The organism is Nonomuraea sp. NPDC050733 (assembly GCF_040654215.1).
Lineage (GTDB): Bacteria > Actinomycetota > Actinomycetes > Streptosporangiales > Streptosporangiaceae > Nonomuraea.
In genome coordinates this window covers 31386-51599 of sequence record NZ_JBFAHO010000002.1, presented here as the reverse complement: position 1 = coordinate 51599, position 20214 = coordinate 31386, and the positions used below count along the sequence as shown (strand labels likewise).

Below are 20214 nucleotides of genomic sequence, written 5' to 3'. Positions count from 1 at the left end.
GTCAGTTGATCTGGAAAAATCCACCCTTAACACCCTAAGGAAAGGCATTTCCATGATCCCCCCGGTCCGGCGACTGGCAGCCGTCGCGCTCAGCGCGCTGCTCGCGCTCGGGGTGACCTCGCTCGGGGGGACCGCGTCGGCGCGGACCAGCAGCTGGGTCTACTCGGTGACCCTGGCCAGGACGGCCGCGGACGTCCAGAAGGTCGCCGAGACCTGGAAGCCGGACCGTCTCAAGAGGGCCGACAGCTACAGCCCCGCCACGCCGGCGACCCAGGCCTCCTCCACGGCGGCGGGCGCCACCGCCGTCCCCAGCCGGCAGCTCACCGCGGCCCGGGCGGCCAACATCCCGCTCAGCGTGTCACCGGAGCTGCCGTCGAAGGGCTCGACCGCCCGGACCATGGGCAAGGTGTTCTTCCGGTTCGGCGACAAGGAGTACTGGTGCTCGGCCAGCTCGATCGCCGCCAAGAACCGCAGCGTCGTCGCCACCGCCGCGCACTGCGCGTACGACGCCCGCCAGGCCAAGCCCGCCGACTCCTGGATCTTCGTCCCCAACCCCGGCCCCAACGGCGAGACGCCCGACGGCATCTACGTCGGCGCGGCGATCAGCATGCACGAGCACTGGCCCGGCCGCGGCGACTACGACTACGACTACGCGTTCGTCAGCGTGCACCGCGGCTTCACCTGGGTCTCCAAGGGCGGCAAGCTCGTCATGCAGGACGTCGGCCGTCTCCAGGACATCGTCGGCGGCCAGGGCCTCGCGGTAGCCAAGAGCGTGGGCAACCGCGTCACCACCTTCGGCTACCCGGCCGGCCCGCAGCCCGACGGCACCCGGCCGTTCGACGGGCGCAAGCTGATGAGCTGCGCGGGCAGCACCCGCTGGACCGTCGCCCCCAGCCTCGACCTGCAGTACGGCGTGCAGATCCAGCCGTGCAACTTCACCGCGGGCGCCAGCGGCGGTCCCTGGCTGATCGACTACCAGGCCGGACAGGGCCTCGGCGCGCTGAACGGCATCAACAGCCTCACGTGGAACCGGGACGCCAAGGACGGCTACGACGCCGTCTCCTCCCCCAACTTCACCACCGCCACCGGCGAGGTCTACCGGCACGCGGCGTCGGTCACCACGCCCGCAAATGTGACGTAACGCACACAGAGCGTGGCAACCATCACGGTGATCAGCGAAGATCGGATCTCGGAATGATCACGGCCGCTTCACACGGGCCTGACATGATCTTCCGCAAATTCCCAGACACGCAGTCAGCCCGATAGGTTCCCGGCTGTCCGTTTGCTGCATCGGGGGATGTACGGAGCCCCACGACAGCACAAGGCAAAGCCTGGAGTTACCTTGAAGCGAATCCTCCTCCCCGCCGGTGGCGCCGTCCTGGCCACCGGCCTCCTGGCCGCCGGCCTGACCGGCACCGCGCAGGCCAGAGCCGACATCGCCACCGACCCCATGGCCCGCAGCACGTCACAGGCCTCCTCGGTCGCGTCGTTCTGGCTCGCCTCCAACGGCGCCGCGCTGCGCGCCGCCACGGCGTACACCTGGGACGACAAGGAGGTCCGGAAGGTCGTCTCCAAGGGCGGTTACACCGCGGACGGCAACCCCGGCAGCGCCTCGCCCATCGGCGAGGAGAAGAGGCCCGTCGGCCGCGTGCAGAACGTCAACCTGCCCAAGACGGTCGGCAAGGTCTTCTTCGTCGACGGGTCCGGCAAGTTCCGCTGGTGCTCGGCCACGTCGGTGCAGTCCAACTACCGCAACCTGGTCGCCACGGCCGGTCACTGCGTGTACGACACGGACAGCAACAAGGACGTGCTGAGCAACTGGGTGTTCGTGCCCGGCTACTACCAGGGCAAGGCGCCGTTCGGCATCTACGTCGGCAAGCAGGCGTTCACCCACACCGACTTCGACGTCTACGAGGACTACGACCGCGACTACGCGTTCGTGACCGTCTTCAACGGCATCGCCTTCGAGGGCGTCAAGCAGGTGGACCGCAAGGACTACGAGCGGTTCAGCGGCCCGAAGCGCAGCTGGGGCGGCCACTACTACATCCTGCTGTCGAAGGACGCGGGACGCCTGGGCGACAACGTCGGCGGCCAGGGTGTGGCGTGGAACCAGGCCACCGGCAAGTACGTGCGCGCGTTCGGCTACCCGGCCGGCCCGCACCCGGACGGCAACCGCCCCTACAGCGGCGTGACGCCGAAGTGGTGCTACGGCAAGACCACCGGCAAGGCCGTGGGCGCCTCCTGGCTCAAGATCGAGGAGCACGTGGGCCTCAAGTGCCCGGTCACCCCGGGCTTCGACGGCGGCCCCTGGCTGAGCAACTACAGCAACAGCAAGCGCCTCGGCTACGTCAACGGCGTGACGAGCACGTTCGCCGACCAGGACGGCAACGACCGCATCGACTACATCACCTCGCCGTACTTCGACGGGGAGACGGCGTCGGTCTACAACGCGGCCAAGAACGTCTGGTCCGGCAAGATCGTCGGCCCTAACGGCGAGCTGTACAAGTAACACCCCGCTGCAGAGAGGGGCCCGGCTTCGGCCGGGCCCCTTTTTGCGTCTCCGGTTTGGGACGCGAAGAGGAGGGGAGGGGTCGCGAACCCCGTTGCGGACGCCGATTCCGAAGATCATCCGACGGTGGAGCAGGATTAGACGGAGTTGGAGCCTGTTTTGGTTCCTGTGATCTAGGTCACATATGGGCGACCACTCTCCGTCATGCCCGATTGATCCAGCTTTACCCGGGCCTTACGGAACGCCGCGATACCCAGCGAAAACGTGACCCCTTGATCACCGATCGCTAAGATCACTGACTGGTCACGGAAAGGTCACGGCGGTAAGGGCGCCTACCGAATCGGTCAAACCGGGTTCCACCTGCGGAGATCACCGCGCTATGTTCCTTGCTATCCCTTTACTGACGCATGGGACGCATGTTGCGTCTCACGACAGACCAAGGAGCAGTTCCCTTGAAGCGCATCCTCATCCCCGCCGGTGGAGCCATCCTGGCTACCGGCCTTCTGGCTGCCGGCCTGGCCGGTTCCGCCTCGGCCGCCGGAGACGTCGCCACCGACCCGATGGCGAAGAGCGCGGCCGACGCCAAGGCCATCGCCCAGTACTGGGCCGAGAGCAACGGTGCGGCCCTCAAGGCCGCGACCGAGTCCAACGTCTGGGACAAGGGCGATGTCGCCAAGCTCCAGAGCAAGGGCGGCTACAGCGCCGACACCAAGCCGGGCTCGGCCTCGCCGATCGGCCAGGAGAAGAAGACCACGGTCAAGGTTCAGAACGTGAACCTGCCGAAGACCATCGGCAAGGTCTTCTTCGTCAACAGCAAGGGCGAGAAGAAGTGGTGCTCCGCCACTTCCATTCAGTCCAAGTACCGCAACCTGGTCTCCACGGCCGGTCACTGCGTCTACGACACGGCCGGCAACTCGGACGTCATGTCCAAGTGGGTCTTCGTCCCGGGCTACTACCAGGGCAAGTCGCCGTGGGGCATCTACGTCGGTAAGCAGGCGTTCACGCACTACGACTTCGACGTGTACGAGGACTACGACCGCGACTACGCGTTCGTGACCGTGTACAACGGCATCCAGCTGGGCAATGCCACCGCCAAGCAGGTCTCGAAGGCCGACTGGGACAAGTACCAGGGCATCAAGGACGCCAAGGACGTGGCGATCACTGAGGCCGAGTACCAGAAGTGCAAGGACCTCAACGGCGGCGAGACCCCGGACTGCTGGGCCAAGACCGACACCAAGGTCGAGAACGTCGGTCCGGACTACCCCGGTGCGGTCAAGGCTCTGACCGAGGTCACCAAGGAGCAGTACGACGCCGCGCCCACGGGCAAGAAGGTCAACGGCACCAAGGCTCCCCGCGCCACCAAGACGGAGAACGTCACCAAGTCCGAGTACGAGAGCTACAAGGGCCCGGGCTACCGCAAGATCGACGAGCGCGGCAACTTCACCATCACCCACTACTTCATCAAGAGCTGGGTGAAGAAGACCGACATCAAGGGCTACTACAAGACCGTCTTCTACATCATCGAGGGCTTCGCGAAGGACGCCGGCCGTCTCGGTGACAACGTCGGCGGTCAGGGTGTCGCCTGGAACCAGCCCACCGGCAAGTACGTCCGCGTGTTCGGCTACCCGGCCGCCGCGCACCCCGACGGCAACAAGAACTTCACGGGCATCACGCCGAAGTGGTGCTACGGGAAGACCTCGAAGAAGCTTGTCGGCTCCGCCGCCAAGAAGATCGAGGAGCACGTGGCCCTCAAGTGCTCGATGACCGAGGGCGCCGACGGTGGTCCGTGGCTGGTCAACTACAGCAACAGCAAGCGTCTCGGCTACGTGAACGGTGTCACCAGCACCTTCAACGACCAGGACGCCAACGGTCGTGTCGACTACATCTCCTCGCCGTACTTCGACGGCGAGACCGCGGCGATCTACAAGTCCGCCTCGAACGTGTGGTCCGGCAAGATCCTCTAAGTAACGCACCGTGATCGGCATGAGGCCGATCCACCCCGCGTCACTCGTCAAGGGCCCGGCTTTCGCCGGGCCCTTCGGCGTTCCCGGGGAAAGTGCGGGTCGTTTGGACGCATCGGGCGCGCAGACGGTGCCATCAAAGCTCTGTGATCTGCGTCACATTGGCCAGAGTCGGAGCGGATCATCGGCACGCTGCCCTCAGAAGCCACACTGACAACTCCCTTATGTTGATCAGGGAAAACGGGCGCGTCAGGCACTTCGGCCAAGTCGCGGCGATAGCTGGCCCAAACATCACAGAACGATCACGGGCGACAAGCCCCCTCTTTTCCTTCCAAAGTGGCTTCCCGCCATCAAGATCACGCCTGTATGTTCTGGCTATCCCTTTACTGACGCATGGGACGCAAGAAGCGTTCCACGACAGCCCAAGGAGTTACCTTGAAGCGCATCCTCCTCCCCGCCGGTGGCGCCATTCTGGCCACCGGTCTGCTGGCTGCTGGTCTGGCCGGCACTGCTCAGGCCCAGGGCGACGTCGCGAGCGACGCTCTGGCCAAGACCGAGGCGCAGGCCGCCGAGGTCGTTGACTTCTGGACCAAGTCCAACAACGCCGCTCTGACGCAGGCCGTCGCCTTCAACCCCGACTCGCTCGAGGTCAAGAAGATCAAGAGCGGCGGCGGCTACTCCGCCGACACCAAGCCGGGCTCGGCCCTGCCGATCGGCGAGGAGAAGAAGACCGCGGTCAAGACGCAGAACGTCAACCTGCCGAAGACCATCGGCAAGGTCTTCTTCGAGGGCCGCGACGGCAAGCTGTACTGGTGCTCCGGCACCTCCATCCAGTCGCAGTACCGCAACCTGGTCGCCACGGCCGGGCACTGCGTCTACGACATGGCTGCCAACAACGAGGTCGTGAGCCGCTGGGTCTTCGTCCCGGGCTACTACCAGGGCAAGACTCCGTTCGGTGTCTACGTGGGCAAGCAGGCCTTCACCCACTACGACCTGGACGTGTACGAGGACTTCGACCGCGACTACGCGTTCGTGACCGTCTACAACGGCATCGGTGGCCCCAACGCCGCCACGCCGAAGAAGGTCACGGGCGAGGAGTTCGACAAGTTCGGCGGCCAGAAGTTCACGAAGGCTGTCGAGATCTCCGAGGCCGAGTACAGGAAGTGCAAGGACCTCAACGGCAAGGAGACCGCGGACTGCTGGGCCAAGTCCACCGACTCCAGCGACATCGTCGGCCCCGACTACACGGGCAAGACGATCCCTGGCATCAAGGAGGTCACGGCCGAGGAGTACGCCAAGACTCCCGCGAAGAACTCCATCTTCACTCAGGGTGAGAAGCAGGAAGAGAACGTCCCGGAGAGCGTGTACAAGGCGTACTCCGGCCCGGGCTACAAGAAGATTGACGACAAGGGTAACTTCACGATCACGCACTACTTCGTGAACTACCGCGTCAAGGACGAGTCCAAGACGGTCAAGTTCTTCCGCACCGAGTTCTACATCGTGGACGGCGTTCTCAAGGACGTCGGTCGCCTCGGCGACAACGTCGGTGGCCAGGGTGTGGCGTGGAACCAGCCTGCTGGTGCCGTCGTCCGTACCTTCGGTTACCCGGCGGGCCCGCACCCCGACGGCAACAAGCCCTACACGGGTGTCACGCCGAAGTGGTGCTACGGCAAGACCGCTTCCAAGGTCCTTCAGGTTCCGGCCAAGAAGGTCGAGGAGCACCAGTCGCTCCGTTGCCCGGTGACCGCCGGCTACGACGGTGGCCCCTGGCTGGCCAAGTACAGCAACGCCAAGCGTCTCGGCTACGTCACCGGTGTGACCAGCCTCATCGTGGACGTGGACAGCAACAACCGCTACGAGACGATCACCTCGCCGATCTTCGACGGCGAGACCGCCGCGATCTACAAGGCCGCTGCGGCCGTGTGGTCCGGCAAGCTCGTCAAGTAGTTCAGCGCGGTACCGAACGGCGGCCCTAGGTCATCGTTCACCAGCTTGACCCGAAGGGCTCGGCTTCTGCCGGGCCCTTCGGCCTTTCCCGGGTGCAGTACATCTCTTTTGGTACGGGGGCTTACCGAAGTGACGTATGTGTCGATAGGGTCTTTACCAACCTCTTGACAATTTTGTGGAGCCCCCCAGTGAAGCGCCTGCTCGTCCCCCTTGCCGTCGCCGGTCTCGGCGCCGCCGTCCTCGCCGCCCCCGCCACCGCCACGCCGACCTGGGCGAGTGACCCCCTCTCCCCCAAGCCCGCCGACGCCTACCGCGCCGCGTACTTCTGGCTGGACGCCAACGGCGCCGCGCTGAAGAAGGCCACCGAGTTCCGTGTCGACGCCAAGGACGTGCCCAAGCTCGTCCGCCCCTCGACCACCTCGGCTGACGGCAAGCCGGGCATGGCGGCTCCCACGGGCACCACCGGCGCGGCCCCCAAGACCAGGAACGTGAACCTGCCGAAGACGACCGGCAAGGTGTTCTTCCTCGACCGCGGCGGCGACTACCGCTGGTGCTCCGCCACCTCGATCCAGTCCAGGAACCGCAACCTGGTCGCCACCGCCGGCCACTGCGTCTACGAGCAGGGCAAGGACGTCTTCAGCAAGTGGGTGTTCGTGCCCGGCTACTACCAGGGCAAGGCCCCCTTCGGCGTCTACGCGGGCGCGTACGCCTTCACCGCCTACGACCTCGACACCTACGACGACTACGACGGCGACTTCGCGTTCGTGGCCGTGCACAACGGCTTCACGCTCTCTGGTGAGAAGACGGTGACGAAGGCGGAGTACGACAAGTGGGCGGGCGACAAGTGGGCCAAGGACGAGCCCATCGACGCGGCCACATACAAGAAGTGCGTCGACCTGCACGGCGGCGAGACGTCCGACTGCTGGGCGAAGCTGTCCACACTCACCGACGTCGTCGGCCCGTTGTACCCGAACAAGAAGCGGGCCTTCAAGGAAGTCGCCAAGGAGGACTTCGACAAGGCTCCGACCGGTGAGGCCAACGGGGCGCAGGAGCCGACCAAGACGGTCGTCGACTATGTGACTCAGAGCGAGTACACCGCTTACAAGGGCCCGGGTTACCGGAGGATCGACGACGGGGGCAACTTCACCGTCACCCACTACTTCGTCGGTTACTGGGTCAAGGAGACCGCCAAGACCGACTACTTCAGGACGGTCTTCACCATCGGCCTGGCCAAGGACGCCGGGCGGCTCGGGGACGTCGTGGGCGGCCAGGGTGTGGCCTGGAACCAGCCCATGGGCCAGAAGGTCACCGTCTTCGGCTACCCGTCGGCCCCGCACCCCGACGGCGACCGCCCCTTCACCGGTCTGACCCCCAAGGTGTGCTCCGGCAAGACCGGCACCAAGACCTACCAGGTCAACATGTTCAAGGTCGAGACGCACCAGGTGCTGAAGTGCTCGATGACCGGCGGGTCCGACGGCGCGCCGTGGCTGCTCCGGTACGACAACAACAAGCGCACCGGTTACCTCAACGGCATCACGAGCCTGTTCCACGACCAGGACGGCAACGACCGGATCGACTTCATCAGCTCCGCCTACTTCGACGGCGAGGTCGCCGACGTCTACAACAAGGCGAACTACGCCGCGACGAAGACGGTCGTCGGCCCGAACGGCGAGCTGATCGGCCAGTAACGGGGTCAGACCGGCGCGAGGGCCCGGGTGCGTTCGTACAGGGACGTCACCGCGGGCTCGCGCCGGTACGGCTCCAGCCGCCGGCGCAGGTCCGTGGCGTAGGACCGGGACCGGACCGACTGGAGCTCCCCGGCGAGGTCCAGCGCGCCCGCCGCCACCCCGCACGCCTCCTCCAGCTCGCCGCACTGCAGCAGCCCGGCGGCCAGGAGCGACAGGTTGAACATGCGGCCCCGCACGTAGCGGCCGTCCATGTCGAGCGAGCGGCGGGCCTGGCGCACGGCCCGCTCCCCGTCGCCGAGGTCGCGGAAGCAGTGGGCGAACTTGGCCGCGAGGTACGCCTCGTCGAAGTAGCTCAGCCACGCCGGCTCACGCCCCGGCGAGCGGCGGTCGAAGGCCAGCTCGGCCTGGTGCAGGCTGGCGGCGCAGGCCTGGGCGTCGCCGAGACCGGCGTGGGCGTGGGCCTCCAGGACGTGGCAGGAGGCCATCAGGGTCTGGATGCCCGACCGCTGCGCCGCGAGCTGGGCGGCCCTGGCGAGGTCGAGAGCGTGGGCGGGCTGCCCCATGTAGATGGACTGGTGGGCCATCCCGGCCAGGATCTCGCTGCCGAGCGCGTCGTCGCCGGCTCCCCTGGCCAGGCGGAGCGCCTGGATGAGGTAGCGCTGGGCGAGGCCGTGCTGCTCCAGGTCGTAGGCCATCCAGCCGGCCAGCCGGGTCAGCTCGGCCGCGGCGGCGGCGAGCTGCTTGCCGGTGCTCTCGCCGTACGTGCCGTCCCTGAGGAGCGGCGCGACGGCGGTGTCGAGGTACTTGACCACGGACGCGCGCACGCGCCCGCTGCCGAACCGGTTGTCCAGCTCGCCGAAGGAGCGGGTCACCTCGTGGATGGCCGCGATGTCGGCCCGGCCCACACGCCGTGGGCCGCCGCCGTCGAGACGGTCTTCCGGTGGGGACGTCAGCCAGCGTACGGCTCCCACGGAGCCCGCTCCTATCGCGAACGTGGAGTCGATCAGGAATCTCCGTCTCTCCACGTCGGCCTTCCACAGCGCCGTCACGGTCGCGACCCCCTCCTGCCACGTGTGCGTGAACTCTTGCCCGAGGTCGAGGGGGGTGATGATCGTCGGCATGCCCAGGTCTTCGGGTCTGACGGGCCTGCCGAGCCGGAGCGCGAAGATCTCGCCGAGCAGCGCCGGCACGGGCTCCCTGGGCCGCTGACCACCGATCCATCGCAGGACGGAGCTGTGGTCGTACTTCAGGCCCGGGGTGCCGCGCGTCGCGCCCAGCTCGTTGAGGCGCCTGGCCAGCCCTTTGTGGGAGAAACCCGACTCCGCGATGAGCTGCCGCAGCAGTCTGTTGGGCTCGCGTGTCATCGCTCTCCTCACCGCGGGAGTGGAGCCGGCCACGTCGTGGCCTCCTCACCGAGGGAGGCGGAGCCGGCGTCCTTACAGAGGGCTCCTGTTATAGCACGCTGAGTAAAGGAAGTTTTGCGCTTTCCCGATGCTCGCGCGAACTACCCGGACGCCGGCCCGGCAGATGCTGTACCCGTCACCCTTCGACGCGGGCGACCCCGTCCCTCCTGGCCTGCTCGGCCACAGCGGCGGTGACGGCGGGGGCGACCCGCTTGTCGAAGGGGCTGGGGATGACGTAGCCGGCCGCGAGGTCGTCGCCCACCACGGCAGCGAGCGCGGCGGCGGCGGCGACCTTCATGTTCTCGGTGATGGTGGTGGCGCGGACGTCGAGCGCCCCGCGGAAGACTCCGGGGAAGGCGAGGACGTTGTTGATCTGGTTGGGGAAGTCGGAGCGGCCGGTGGCGACCACCCGGGCATGCCGCGCGGCCACGGCCGGGGACACCTCGGGAGTCGGGTTGGACAGCGCGAACACGATCGACTCGGGCGCCATGGACGCGATGGCCTCCTCCGACACGGTGGAGCCGGACAGGCCGAGGAACACGTCGGCCCCGGCCAGCGCCTCCTCGGTGGAGCCCTGGTGGCCGGCCCGGTTGGTGTCGCGGGCCAGGGCCGCCTTGACCGGGTTGAGGCCGTCGCGGCCGGGGTGGATCATGCCCTTGGAGTCGGCCACGGCGATGTCGCCGATGCCGGCCTCCAGCAGGATGCGGGTGACGGCGACGCCGGAGGCCCCGGCCCCGGCGACGACGACACGCAGGTCGCCGAGCGTGCGGCCGGTGAGGCGGGCGGCGTTGGTGAGGGCGGCCAGGGCGACGATGGCGGTGCCGTGCTGGTCGTCGTGGAAGACGGGGATGTCGAGCAGCTCGCGCAGGCGGTCCTCGACCTCGAAGCAGCGGGGGGCGCTGATGTCCTCGAGGTTGATGCCGCCGAACGAGGGCGCGAGCCGGACGACGGTCTCGACCAGCGCGTCCACGTCGGTGCAGTCGAGGCAGATCGGGACCGCGTCGACGCCGCCGAACTCCTTGAACAGCAGCGCCTTGCCCTCCATGACCGGCATGGCGGCGGCCGGGCCGATGTCGCCGAGGCCGAGGACGGCGGTGCCGTCGGAGACGACGGCCACCACGTTGGAGACCCACGTGTAGTCGTTGACGAGGGACGGCGTGTCGGCGATGGCGGTGCAGACCCGAGCGACACCGGGGGTGTAGGCCAGTGACAGGTCGTCGGCGTCGCGGACGGGAATGGTGGAGCGGACCTCCAGCTTGCCGCCGCGGTGCAGGGCGAAGACAGGATCGAGGTCGAGTGAATCGAGGGGGGAGGATGCTGACGAAGCAGAAGAGGCAGTCACAGAGAGACCCCAGTACTCATCGGACGGACGAAGGACCTTCGGCAGACGGCGCGAGAGGCCTGGCTTCGGTAGCCGCCAGGGTCCCCTCCCGATCGTCTCGTGAGGGGTTACGGGGGTCACCCGTCGCCTCATAGTGCCACACGCCGACACGACCACAGGTATCCCTGCCGACGCCGTTCCGTTGACACATTGTTAAATGTCCGATGACGGACCCGGGCAACCTGCCACTTAAACTTCACCAAATCCGACTTTTTGGTATATCTCACGAGGAGGCCTGACATGGCCCTCTGGCCCAGGAGCAGCCGTGGCCAAGCCATCGGCGCGCTCGCCCTTACCGCCGTCCTGGCGCTGTCCGGCTGTGGCGGTGGCTCGGGGAGCGGCTCCACCTCCGCCACCACCGGAGGCGGCACGGCCGCGGGCGGAGCCAAGCTCGTCACCCCGGGCAAGCTCACCACCTGCACGAACATCCCGTACGAGCCGTTCCAGTTCAAGGACAAGGACGGCAAGATCGTCGGATTCGACGTGGACATCGTCGACCTGGTCGCCAAGAAGCTCGGCGTCCAGCAGCAGATCGTGGACATCGACTTCGCGGTCATCAAGAGCGGCGCGGCCATGGCCACCGGCAAGTGCGACGTCGCCGCGGCCGGCATGACGATCACGCCCGAGCGCAAGCAGAACATCACGTTCTCCGAGCCGTACTTCGACGCCACGCAGGCCCTGCTGGCCAAGAAGGGCACGGGCGCCAAGTCGCTGGAGGACGTCAAGGCCAAGGGCCTCAAGCTCGGCGCGCAGGCCAGCACGACCGGCCTCGACTACGTCAAGAAGCAGGGGTTCGACCCGACCGAGTACGCCGACTCCTCCAAGGAGCTGCTGGCGCTGCAGGCCGGCCAGGCCGACGTGATCGTGCAGGACCTCCCGGTGGTGCTCACCTGGCTGAAGAAGCCGGAGATCGCCGACAAGTTCGAGCTGATCGCCAGCCTCGACACGGGCGAGCAGTACGGCATCGGCCTGAAGAAGAACGCCGACCCGGTGCTGCTCAAGACCATCAACGACACGATCACCCAGGCCAAGGCCGACGGCACGTACGAGCAGATCTTCGTGAAGTGGTTCGGCAAGAAGCCGGGCGAGCTGAGCTGATCCATGACGGACCACCTACCACCGCCGGTGACGGCTGAGCCGGGCGCGAAGGCCCGGCTCAGCCCGCGCAAGAAGCAGCGGATCAGCCGCGCGGTCCAGTACGTCGTCCTGCTCGCCATCCTCGTCGGCGTCATCCTGTACGCCGACTGGCCCAGCCTGGCGCAGAACTTCGCCAAGCTGGACGTGGCGGAGAAGGCCCTGCCCGAGCTGTTCACGATCGCACTGAGGAACACGATCATCTACTCGGTGGGCGGGTTCCTCTTCTCCTTCGTGGTCGGGCTGGTGCTCGCGCTCATGCGGCTGTCCACCGTCCGGCCGTACCGCTGGATCTCGGGGCTCTACATCGAGATCTTCCGCGGTCTGCCGGCTCTGCTCATCTTCCTGCTGATCACCTTCCTGCCGCTGGCCCTGCCCGGCTTCGCGGTGCCCGGCGGCACGTACGGCCAGGGCATCCTGGGCCTCGGCCTGGTCGGCGCGGCCTACCAGGCGGAGGTGTTCCGGGCCGGCCTGCAGGCCGTGCCGAAGGGCCAGACCGAGGCCGCCAGGTCGCTCGGTATGTCCGCCTTCAGGTCGCAGGTCACCGTGGTCATCCCGCAGGCCATCCGGATCGTCATCCCGCCGACCACCAACCAGTTCGTGTCGCTGCTCAAGGACTCGTCGCTGGTCCTCTTCCTGGGCGTGTCCGGTCAGTACGTCGAGCTGGCCAAGTTCGGCAACGACCTGGCCTCGCAGTACGCCAACGCCACGCCCATCATGGTGTCGGGCCTGACGTACCTGCTGGTCACGATCCCGCTGGGCCACCTCTCGAGCCGGCTGGAGAAGCGGAAGGTGAGGGCCCGATGACGCCCGCCATCGAGATCAGGGACCTGCACAAGCACTTCGGCAGGAACGAGGTGCTGCAGGGCATCAACTGCACCGTCGAGGCCGGTCAGGTGGTGTGCGTGATCGGACCGTCGGGCTCGGGGAAGTCCACGCTGCTGCGCTGCGTGAACCTGCTGGAGCAGCCGACCAGGGGCAAGGTGCTGGTGGAGGGCGTCGAGGTCACCGATCCCGACGTGGACATCGACGCGGTCAGGCGCCGCATCGGCATGGTGTTCCAGCAGTTCAACCTCTTCCCGCACATGACCGCCCTGCAGAACGTCATGATCGCCCAGCAGCGGGTGCTCAGGCGCGGCAAGAAGGAGGCCCAGGAGGTCGCCCGGGCCAACCTCGACCGGGTGGGCGTCGGCGAGAAGGCGGGCTCCTACCCCGCCCAGCTCTCCGGCGGCCAGCAGCAGCGCGTGGCCATCGCCAGGGCGCTGGCCATGGGCCCCGACCTGATGCTGTTCGACGAGCCGACCTCGGCGCTCGACCCCGAGCTGGTCGGCGATGTGCTCGCGGTCATGCGCAAGCTGGCCGAGGAGGGCATGACCATGCTCGTGGTGACCCACGAGATGGCCTTCGCCCGCGAGGTCGCGGACCGGGTCGTGTTCATGGACGGCGGCGTCATCGTCGAGGACGGGCCGCCCGCCCAGGTCATCGGCGAGCCCCGCGAGGAGCGGACCCGCACGTTCCTGCGGCGCGTCCTGCACCCCGAGGGCTGAGGTTCGCCCCGCTGGGCGCCCGTCCAGGGCGCCCACCCGGGCCCTCACCGTGTAATACTCCGGCATGGACTTGACCTCTTACGCCGAGTGGGCGGTCCGCCTGGTCAACGATCCCGATCCGCCGCCCGCGCTGCGGGAGCTGCGTGACGAGCTGGCAGCCGTCTTCGCCGCCGAGGACGAGGAGACGGTCGTGGCGCTGCTCAACGCGCTTCTCGCGCTCCATCCCGTACGGCCGCAGCTCACCGCCCACGACGGCAGCCACTGGCATCTGCACCTCGCCGATGACCCCGCCGGGAACCCCGCCGCCGGCGCCGTGATGGGCCTGGCCGCGGTGGTCGCCGAGCACGGCGCGCAGCGGCTGGGCCGCTGCCAGGACCCCCGCTGCGGCCGGGCGTTCCTCGACACCTCCTCCAACCGCTCGCGCCGCTACTGCTCGGCCCGCTGCGCCAGCCGCGCCAACGTGGCCGCCTACCGCGCGCGCCGCCGTGGTGAGTGACGGCGCGGCGGCCAGTAACGCAGGACGACCCGCCCGACCACGTCGGTGACGGGCCCGAAGTCCCAGCTGTCGCGCCGGCCGGACGCCCGCTGGTTGTCGCTCTCCAGCCACCACCCGTCCTCGCCGCGCCAGGCGGCCCGCTTGACGATCAGCCGGGAGGGGTCACCGGGCAGCCGCGCGACCACGACGTCCCCGGGCCGGATCGGGACGGATCGCCGTACCAGCAGCCAGTCCCCGGGCAGCAGACCGGGACGCATCGAGTCCCCCTCGACACGCACTCTCATACGCCGAGACCCCCTCCGGCACGGGCCCTGCGACCCGAGTAAGGTCGGTAAGTGGACCAAGCTGACACAGCATCAAGGAAGGATTTTCTGATGCTCGCACGACTGCTACGACCCAAGCATGTCGCTTCCGCTCACTGCGACCTGCCCTGCGGCGTTTACGACCCCGCCCAGGCCCGGATCGAGGCCGAGTCGGTCAAGGCGATCATGGAGAAGTACGGCGCCAACGAGGACCCGGTCTTCCGCGCTCGCGCGCTGACCATCAAGGAGGAGCGGGCCGAGCTGGTCAAGCACCACCTGTGGGTGCTGTGGACCGACTACTTCAAGCCCCCGCACCTGGAGCAGTACCCCCAGCTCCACCAGCTCTTCTGGGACGCCACGAAGCTGGCGGGCGCGGCGGGCGCCAAGGGCACGGTCGACGTCGCCAAGGCCGAGGACCTGCTCGGCAAGATCGACGAGATCTCCAAGATCTTCTGGGAGACCAAGGCCGCGTAGAACGGCGCAAAGGCTCTGTGTGGTGACTCGCTACACAGAGCCTTTTCCGTTGATGGCGCGTCTGATTCGTCCAAGCACCGCTCGGGGGCGGTAAGTTGCAGTCAGCGTCGTATACGCGAGGAGGAACGTGACCGAGGAAACCGAGACGCGCATGGAGGGCGAGACCGGTATCCGTGACGTGGTGAGCATCAGGCTCCCTGCGGCGAGCGCCTACCTGTCCGTGCTGCGTACGGCCACGGCCGGGTTGGCTGCCCGGCTCGACTTCACGCTCGACGAGATCGAGGATCTGCGGATCGCGGTCGACGAGGCGTGCGCCATGCTGCTGAACGAGGCCGTGCCCGGAACCGATCTGACGGCCGAGTTCGAGCTGAGCGGCCAGGAGATGCAGGTCAGGGTCGAGGTCGCGACGGTCGGCAGCTCCGCTCCCAAGCGCGACGACTTCGCCTGGATGGTCCTGACCGCCCTGGCCGACGATGTGGAGGCTGCTACCGACTCTCCTGACCGCATGGCGATCGTCCTGCGTAAGCGCCGAGGCGCTGCGAGGCCGGCGTGACGGAAAGGACTGGAGCCATGGCCACCAGCGATCACGCCGTGCCCGACCGGGTCCGTGCCCGCATGCTGTTCGCCGAACTGGCCGAGCTGGGGCCCGAGGAGCCGCGCCGTCAGCGCATCAGGGACGAACTGGTGGAGCTCCACCTTCCGCTGGTCGAGTACCTCGCGCGGCGCTTCCGCAACCGCGGCGAGTGGCTCGACGACCTCACCCAGGTCGCCACGATCGGGCTGATCAAGTCGATCGACCGGTTCGACCTCGCCCGCGGCGTGGAGTTCTCCACCTACGCGACGCCGACCATCGTCGGCGAGATCAAGAGGCACTTCCGCGACAAGGGCTGGGCGGTCCGGGTGCCGCGCCGCCTGCAGGAGCTCAAGCTCTCGCTGACGAAGGCCATCAGTGACCTTTCGCAGCGCGAGGGGCGCGCTCCCACCGTGGCCGAGCTGGCCGCCTACCTCAAGATGACCGAGGAGGAGGTGCTGGAGGGCCTGGAGTCGGCCAACGCCTACTCGACGGTCTCCCTCGACGCGCCCGACTCCGGCGACGACGACGCGCCCGCCGTGTCCGACTCGCTCGGCATCGTGGACGAGTCGCTCGAAGGCGTCGAGTACCGCGAGTCGCTCAAGCCGCTGCTCGAACGCCTGCCACCGCGCGAGAAGCGCATCCTGCTGCTGCGTTTCTTCGGCAACATGACGCAGTCGCAGATCGCCACCGAGCTGGGCATCTCGCAGATGCACGTCTCACGCCTGCTGGCCCGCACGCTGGCCCAGCTGCGCGAGGGTCTGACCGCCGACGACTGACGCCCGCTCCTGTCAACCGGTCTCCTGGCCGTCGCCGTACAACGCCTTGGTGGTGGGGGGTGCGAGCAGGGCGGCCAGGCCGACCACGGCCACCACGACCAGCGGGACCCCGAGGTCCGGCCGGCTCGAGTCGATGAGCGTCACCGCGACGGGCAGCAGGAAGACCTGGGCGAGCACGCTGGGGGTCCTCCCCCACCGCTCGCCCCTCAGCAGGCCGCCCCACGCCACCCAGAGCAGCCCCGCGCCGATCAGCATTCCGAAGGCCGCCTCGGCGATGGCGCTGGTGACGTCACCGGCCAGGCCGCGCAGGGTCTCGACCGCCACATAGCCACCCAGACCCAGTGTCACCAGGCCTTCCAGGGCGACGACGACGGCGGCGACGAGCAGGGTCACGGGATGCTTGGACACACGGGCACCCTATCCACTCCCGCCTCCGGTCCGGTCTCCGCCCGGACGTTGACCCAACAAATAGGGATCTTCGCGACAAGACAGACATCCATCATGGATACGCTGGCCGTATGCGCGCGATGCTGCTGGTCAACCCCAAGGCGACGACCACGAACGCCCGCACCCGGAACGTCCTGATCCGGGCGCTCGGCGCGGCCGTGGAGCTGACGGTCGAGGAGACCGGCTACCGGGGACACGCGGCGACACTGGCCGCCACCGCCCGCGCCAAGGGCTACGACGTGGTGGCCGTGCTCGGCGGCGACGGCACCATCAACGAGACGGTCAACGGCCTGCTCAACCCCGTCGACGGCGTCACCCCGCCCGCCGTCGCCGCGGACGGCACCCTCCTGCCCGAGGGCTCCGCGGCCGGCGCCGACCCGAGCGCGGGGAGGCCGGCGCTCATCGTCATCCCGGGCGGCAGCGCCAACGTGTTCGCCCGCGGGCTCGGCCTGCCGAACGACCCCGTCGAGGCCACCGGCGCGGTGCTGGAGGCGCTGCGCGAGGACCGGCGCAGGACCGTCGGGTTGGGCCGGGCCCTCTGGAGCCACGAAAGCCGATATTTCACCTTCTGCGCAGGGATGGGGTACGACGCCGAGGTGGTCCGGGCCGTCGAGGGCCTCCGCGGCTCCGGCCGCAAGGCGACGCCCACCCGTTACGTGAACACCGCGCTACGGCACTACGTCGCGACCGACAAGCGGCACCCCGCGATGACGCTGACCGGTCCGGGCATCCCCACGGCGGGAGGGATCTACATGGCGATCATCTCCAACACCTCCCCCTGGACGTACGTCGGCACGCGGCCCGTCCGCCCCACGCCGTGGGCCGCCTTCGAGACGGGCCTGGACATGCTGGGGCTCCAGCGCCTGGGCCTGACCTCGCTCGTTCCGCTCATCCAGCACATTCTCACGGAGAGTGACGCCCTGCCGTCCGGCCGGCACCTCGTCCAGCTCCACGACGAGCCCGAGTTCACCCTGACCGCCGACCGCCCGGTGGCCTTCCAACTGGACGGGGACTACCTGGGCGAACGTGAATCCGTAACGTTCCGGTCTATCCCGAACGCGTTACAAGTCCTGGTCTAGCCGGTTACATTCGGTCATTGTGTGACGCATCCGACATCCATTACGGCCAAAACTTCGCCGTGACCCCCTTGCGTGCACTCTCCGTGGCTGACAGGCTCAAGACTGACGTCGGAACGTAGGACGTTTAACCACGACCCCGAGGTCGTTCCGGTTGTCCGGCGAGCAGTTCCCGGTTCTTCGCGATCCGGGTTGTTGTTCGCGCGCCCTAGTGAAACTCTTCACAAAGTAGCCGCACGGAGCCGACCAGAGGCTCCATCTACTAAGGAGTGGACGCATGGACTGGCGCCACCGAGCTGCCTGCCGTGACGTGGACCCCGAGCTGTTCTTCCCGATCGGCAACACCGGCCCGGCACTCATGCAGATCGAGGAGGCCAAGCAGGTCTGCCGATCCTGTCCTGCCGTGGACGCGTGCCTGAAGTGGGCCCTGGAGTCCGGCCAGGACGCCGGTGTCTGGGGCGGCCTGAGCGAGGACGAGCGTCGCGCGCTCAAGCGCCGCACCGCTCGTGCCCGCGCCCGCGCCACCGCCTGACCCGAAGCACCCACCCGAACACCCCGTTCCCCTGAGCCCCTGCCCCCGGCAGGCCGTCTCATCCCGGAGCGATCCGTACGGCCGGCAGTCCCCCGCCGCGTCAGCCGCGGCGGGCCGGCCCTCTGCCACCGCGCCCCGCGTCACCCGGCGGGCAGCGGGATCGACAGCGTGACCTCGGTGCCCCCACCCTCACGGGGCCCGATCGAGAGCCTGCCCGACAGCTCGCCCTCCACCAGCGTCCGCACGATCTGCAGCCCGAGGCTCGTCGAGCTGTCGAGGTCGAACCCCTCCGGCACGCCCTGACCGTCGTCCCAGACGGTCACGTTGAGCCGCTCGGCGCTCGGCTGGACGACGACCTGGAGCCGCTCGGGCCGGCCGTGCTGGAGCGCGTTCTGCAGCAGCTCGGTCATCGCCATCGCCAGCGGCGTGGCGATCAGCGACGGCAGCACGCCGAACCCGCCGACCCGGCGCGGCGTGACCGCGGACTCCGGCGCCGACACCTCCCCCGCCATCGCGATGACCCGGTCGGCGATGTCGTCGAAGTCGACGAACTCCTCCGGCGCGTGGGAGAGCGTCTCGTGCACGATCGCGATGGAGCCGACCCTGCGCACCGCCTCCTCCAGCGCCTCACGCCCCTCGGGCACCTGAAGCCGTCTGGCCTGCAGCCGCAGCAGCGCGGCGACGGTCTGCAGGTTGTTCTTGACGCGGTGGTGGATCTCGCGGATCGTGGCGTCCTTGGTCATCAGCTCGCGCTCGCGCCGCCGCAGCTCGGTCACGTCGCGGATGAGTACCAGCGCGCCGATGCGGCCGCCCCCGACGATCAGCGGGATGGCGCGCAGCTGCACGATCGTGCCGCCGGACTCGACCTCGGTCTCCTTGGCGGCCCGCCCGCTGGCCACGATCATCAGGTCTTCGTTGATCGGCTCGTCGGAGTAGCACAGGGTGGCGGTCACCCGGCCCAGCTCGGCGCCCACGAGGTCGGCGTGCAGGCCGAGCCGCCGGTAGGCCGACAGCGCGTTCGGCGAGGCGTACGTCACCCGGCCGCCCCGGTCGAGCCGCAGCAGCCCGTCGCCCACCCGCGGGGAGCGGACCAGGATCGGCTCCTCGCCGGAGAACGGGAAGCGCCCCTCCGCCACCATCTGCGCAAGGTCGGAGGCGCTCTGGAGGTACGTCAGCTCCAGACGCGACGGGGTGCGCGCCGACGACAGGTTGGTGGAGCGCTGGATCACCGCGAGGAAGCGGCCCTGCCCGTCGGGCAGCACCCGGCGCACGGGGATCGTCTCCTCGCGCACGGGGACGCCCGTGGACCAGTCGGGGTCGCCCTCGCGGCAGATGCGCCGCTCGTTCCAGGCCGTGTCGATGAGATGGCGCTCACCCCTGGCCACGACCGTGCCCACGACGTCGTCGTGGTAGACGGTCGGGCCGGTCGTCGGGCGCATCTGCGCGATCGCGATCCAGCCGCACTCGTACCGCTCGCCGTGCCCGTTCGCGCCGCGCCCGTTCTCCGCGAGCACGCCGTCCGGGACGGGCAGGCGGTCGGCGGACGGAAGCAGCGGCGCCCACAGGATGAGGTCGGCGAAGGACAGGTCGGCGAGCAGTTGCCAGTCGGAGACCAGCGAGTGCAGCCAGTCGAGGTCCGCCGCGTCCAGAGCGGTGTGGCGGACGACGAGGTCGCTGAGAGTGGGCACACTGCATCATGCGTGCTTTCCCGCCGAACGGCCAAACCGGCCCCCTGATTGAATGCCCACATGAATCCCCTGGCAGGACTTCGCGCGGCCACGGCCGCACGGCGCGCCGCCGGGCTGGGACGCAGGCTGCGCCCCCGCACCCCTGACGACGGCGGCCGGCTCGACGGGCTCCCGCCTCGTCACCGGCTCCACGCTGCTCCACCAGGAGCTGGAGGGCAAGCTGGCGGCCTTCTGCGGGGCGGCCGGGGCCCTGGTGTTCTCCTCGGGCTACCTGGCCGA

The 20214-nt window shown here is 68.4% G+C and carries 19 protein-coding genes; 14 read left to right on the top strand and 5 right to left on the bottom strand.

From position 1 onward, the window contains the following. The first annotated feature begins 52 nt into the window (after positions 1–52). The 5 genes from AB0H64_RS03905 (at position 53) to AB0H64_RS03885 (ending at position 8105) form a co-directional block, all read left to right on the top strand. Positions 53–1141, top strand: coding sequence for a hypothetical protein (locus AB0H64_RS03905; RefSeq protein ID WP_357619813.1), 1089 nt, complete (start codon positions 53–55; stop codon positions 1139–1141). A gap of 201 nt (positions 1142–1342) precedes the next feature. Further along, entirely contained in the window at positions 1343–2509 is a 1167-nt protein-coding gene (locus AB0H64_RS03900) for a hypothetical protein (RefSeq protein ID WP_357619811.1), read from the top strand. A gap of 452 nt (positions 2510–2961) precedes the next feature. Next, entirely contained in the window at positions 2962–4473 is a 1512-nt protein-coding gene (locus AB0H64_RS03895) for a hypothetical protein (protein ID WP_357619809.1), read from the top strand. A 432-nt stretch (positions 4474–4905) separates the two neighbouring features. Next, positions 4906–6417, top strand: a complete 1512-nt coding sequence (locus tag AB0H64_RS03890; RefSeq protein WP_357619807.1) for a hypothetical protein — start codon at positions 4906–4908, stop codon at positions 6415–6417. Between the two features lie 188 nt (positions 6418–6605). Continuing rightward, the gene (locus AB0H64_RS03885) at positions 6606–8105 is read left to right on the top strand and encodes a hypothetical protein (RefSeq protein WP_357619805.1); all 1500 of its coding nucleotides are present in this window, start codon (positions 6606–6608) and stop codon (positions 8103–8105) included. A gap of 5 nt (positions 8106–8110) precedes the next feature. Here AB0H64_RS03885 and AB0H64_RS03880 read toward each other — a convergent pair whose 3' ends face one another. Together AB0H64_RS03880 and AB0H64_RS03875 are read right to left on the bottom strand one after the other, a co-directional pair. Then, positions 8111–9469: a hypothetical protein gene (locus tag AB0H64_RS03880; protein WP_357619803.1), complete on the bottom strand. Its 1359-nt coding sequence runs from the start codon at positions 9467–9469 to the stop codon at positions 8111–8113. 175 nt (positions 9470–9644) lie between these two features. Next, positions 9645–10850, bottom strand: a complete 1206-nt coding sequence (locus tag AB0H64_RS03875) for an NADP-dependent malic enzyme (protein ID WP_357619801.1) — start codon at positions 10848–10850, stop codon at positions 9645–9647. A gap of 279 nt (positions 10851–11129) precedes the next feature. On the opposite strand from AB0H64_RS03875, the gene AB0H64_RS03870 reads away from it, so the two are divergent. From AB0H64_RS03870 to AB0H64_RS03855, 4 genes are all read left to right on the top strand, one after another. Continuing rightward, on the top strand, positions 11130–11987 hold the full coding sequence (locus AB0H64_RS03870) for an ABC transporter substrate-binding protein (RefSeq protein WP_357619799.1): 858 nt from the start codon (positions 11130–11132) through the stop codon (positions 11985–11987). A 3-nt stretch (positions 11988–11990) separates the two neighbouring features. Beyond that, positions 11991–12830 (top strand): amino acid ABC transporter permease, encoded by an 840-nt coding sequence (locus tag AB0H64_RS03865; protein ID WP_357619796.1) that lies wholly within the window; start codon positions 11991–11993, stop codon positions 12828–12830. Further along, complete coding sequence (locus AB0H64_RS03860; protein WP_357619794.1) at positions 12827–13570, top strand: amino acid ABC transporter ATP-binding protein; 744 nt, start codon at positions 12827–12829, stop codon at positions 13568–13570. Before AB0H64_RS03865 ends, AB0H64_RS03860 begins: the two co-directional genes overlap by 4 nt. Before the next feature lie 64 nt (positions 13571–13634). Further along, positions 13635–14066, top strand: coding sequence for a CGNR zinc finger domain-containing protein (locus AB0H64_RS03855; protein WP_357619792.1), 432 nt, complete (start codon positions 13635–13637; stop codon positions 14064–14066). On the opposite strand, the gene AB0H64_RS03850 is transcribed toward AB0H64_RS03855, so the two are convergent. Then, positions 14039–14350: a S24 family peptidase gene (locus AB0H64_RS03850; RefSeq protein WP_357619790.1), complete on the bottom strand. Its 312-nt coding sequence runs from the start codon at positions 14348–14350 to the stop codon at positions 14039–14041. The genes AB0H64_RS03855 and AB0H64_RS03850 overlap by 28 nt on opposite strands. 90 nt (positions 14351–14440) lie before the next feature. On the opposite strand from AB0H64_RS03850, the gene sodN reads away from it, so the two are divergent. The 3 genes from sodN to AB0H64_RS03835 all read left to right on the top strand — a co-directional run bounded on the left by sodN (position 14441) and on the right by AB0H64_RS03835 (position 16192). Beyond that, positions 14441–14842, top strand: coding sequence for a superoxide dismutase, Ni (gene sodN, locus AB0H64_RS03845; protein WP_310708597.1), 402 nt, complete (start codon positions 14441–14443; stop codon positions 14840–14842). A 127-nt stretch (positions 14843–14969) separates the two neighbouring features. Beyond that, on the top strand, positions 14970–15395 hold the full coding sequence (locus AB0H64_RS03840) for an anti-sigma factor (RefSeq protein WP_357619788.1): 426 nt from the start codon (positions 14970–14972) through the stop codon (positions 15393–15395). A gap of 17 nt (positions 15396–15412) precedes the next feature. Further along, positions 15413–16192, top strand: coding sequence for an RNA polymerase sigma factor SigF (locus AB0H64_RS03835; protein WP_310708595.1), 780 nt, complete (start codon positions 15413–15415; stop codon positions 16190–16192). A 12-nt stretch (positions 16193–16204) separates the two neighbouring features. On the opposite strand, the gene AB0H64_RS03830 is transcribed toward AB0H64_RS03835, so the two are convergent. Next, on the bottom strand, positions 16205–16600 hold the full coding sequence (locus tag AB0H64_RS03830) for a hypothetical protein (RefSeq protein WP_357619786.1): 396 nt from the start codon (positions 16598–16600) through the stop codon (positions 16205–16207). Between the two features lie 110 nt (positions 16601–16710). On the opposite strand from AB0H64_RS03830, the gene AB0H64_RS03825 reads away from it, so the two are divergent. Together AB0H64_RS03825 and AB0H64_RS03820 are read left to right on the top strand one after the other, a co-directional pair. Then, complete coding sequence (locus AB0H64_RS03825; RefSeq protein WP_357619784.1) at positions 16711–17718, top strand: diacylglycerol kinase family protein; 1008 nt, start codon at positions 16711–16713, stop codon at positions 17716–17718. 274 nt (positions 17719–17992) lie between these two features. Further along, complete coding sequence (locus AB0H64_RS03820; RefSeq protein WP_345389576.1) at positions 17993–18247, top strand: WhiB family transcriptional regulator; 255 nt, start codon at positions 17993–17995, stop codon at positions 18245–18247. Positions 18248–18387: 140 nt separating this feature from the next. Here AB0H64_RS03820 and AB0H64_RS03815 read toward each other — a convergent pair whose 3' ends face one another. Beyond that, positions 18388–19935, bottom strand: a complete 1548-nt coding sequence (locus AB0H64_RS03815) for a histidine kinase N-terminal domain-containing protein (protein ID WP_357619782.1) — start codon at positions 19933–19935, stop codon at positions 18388–18390. Between the last annotated feature and the right edge of the window lie 279 nt (positions 19936–20214).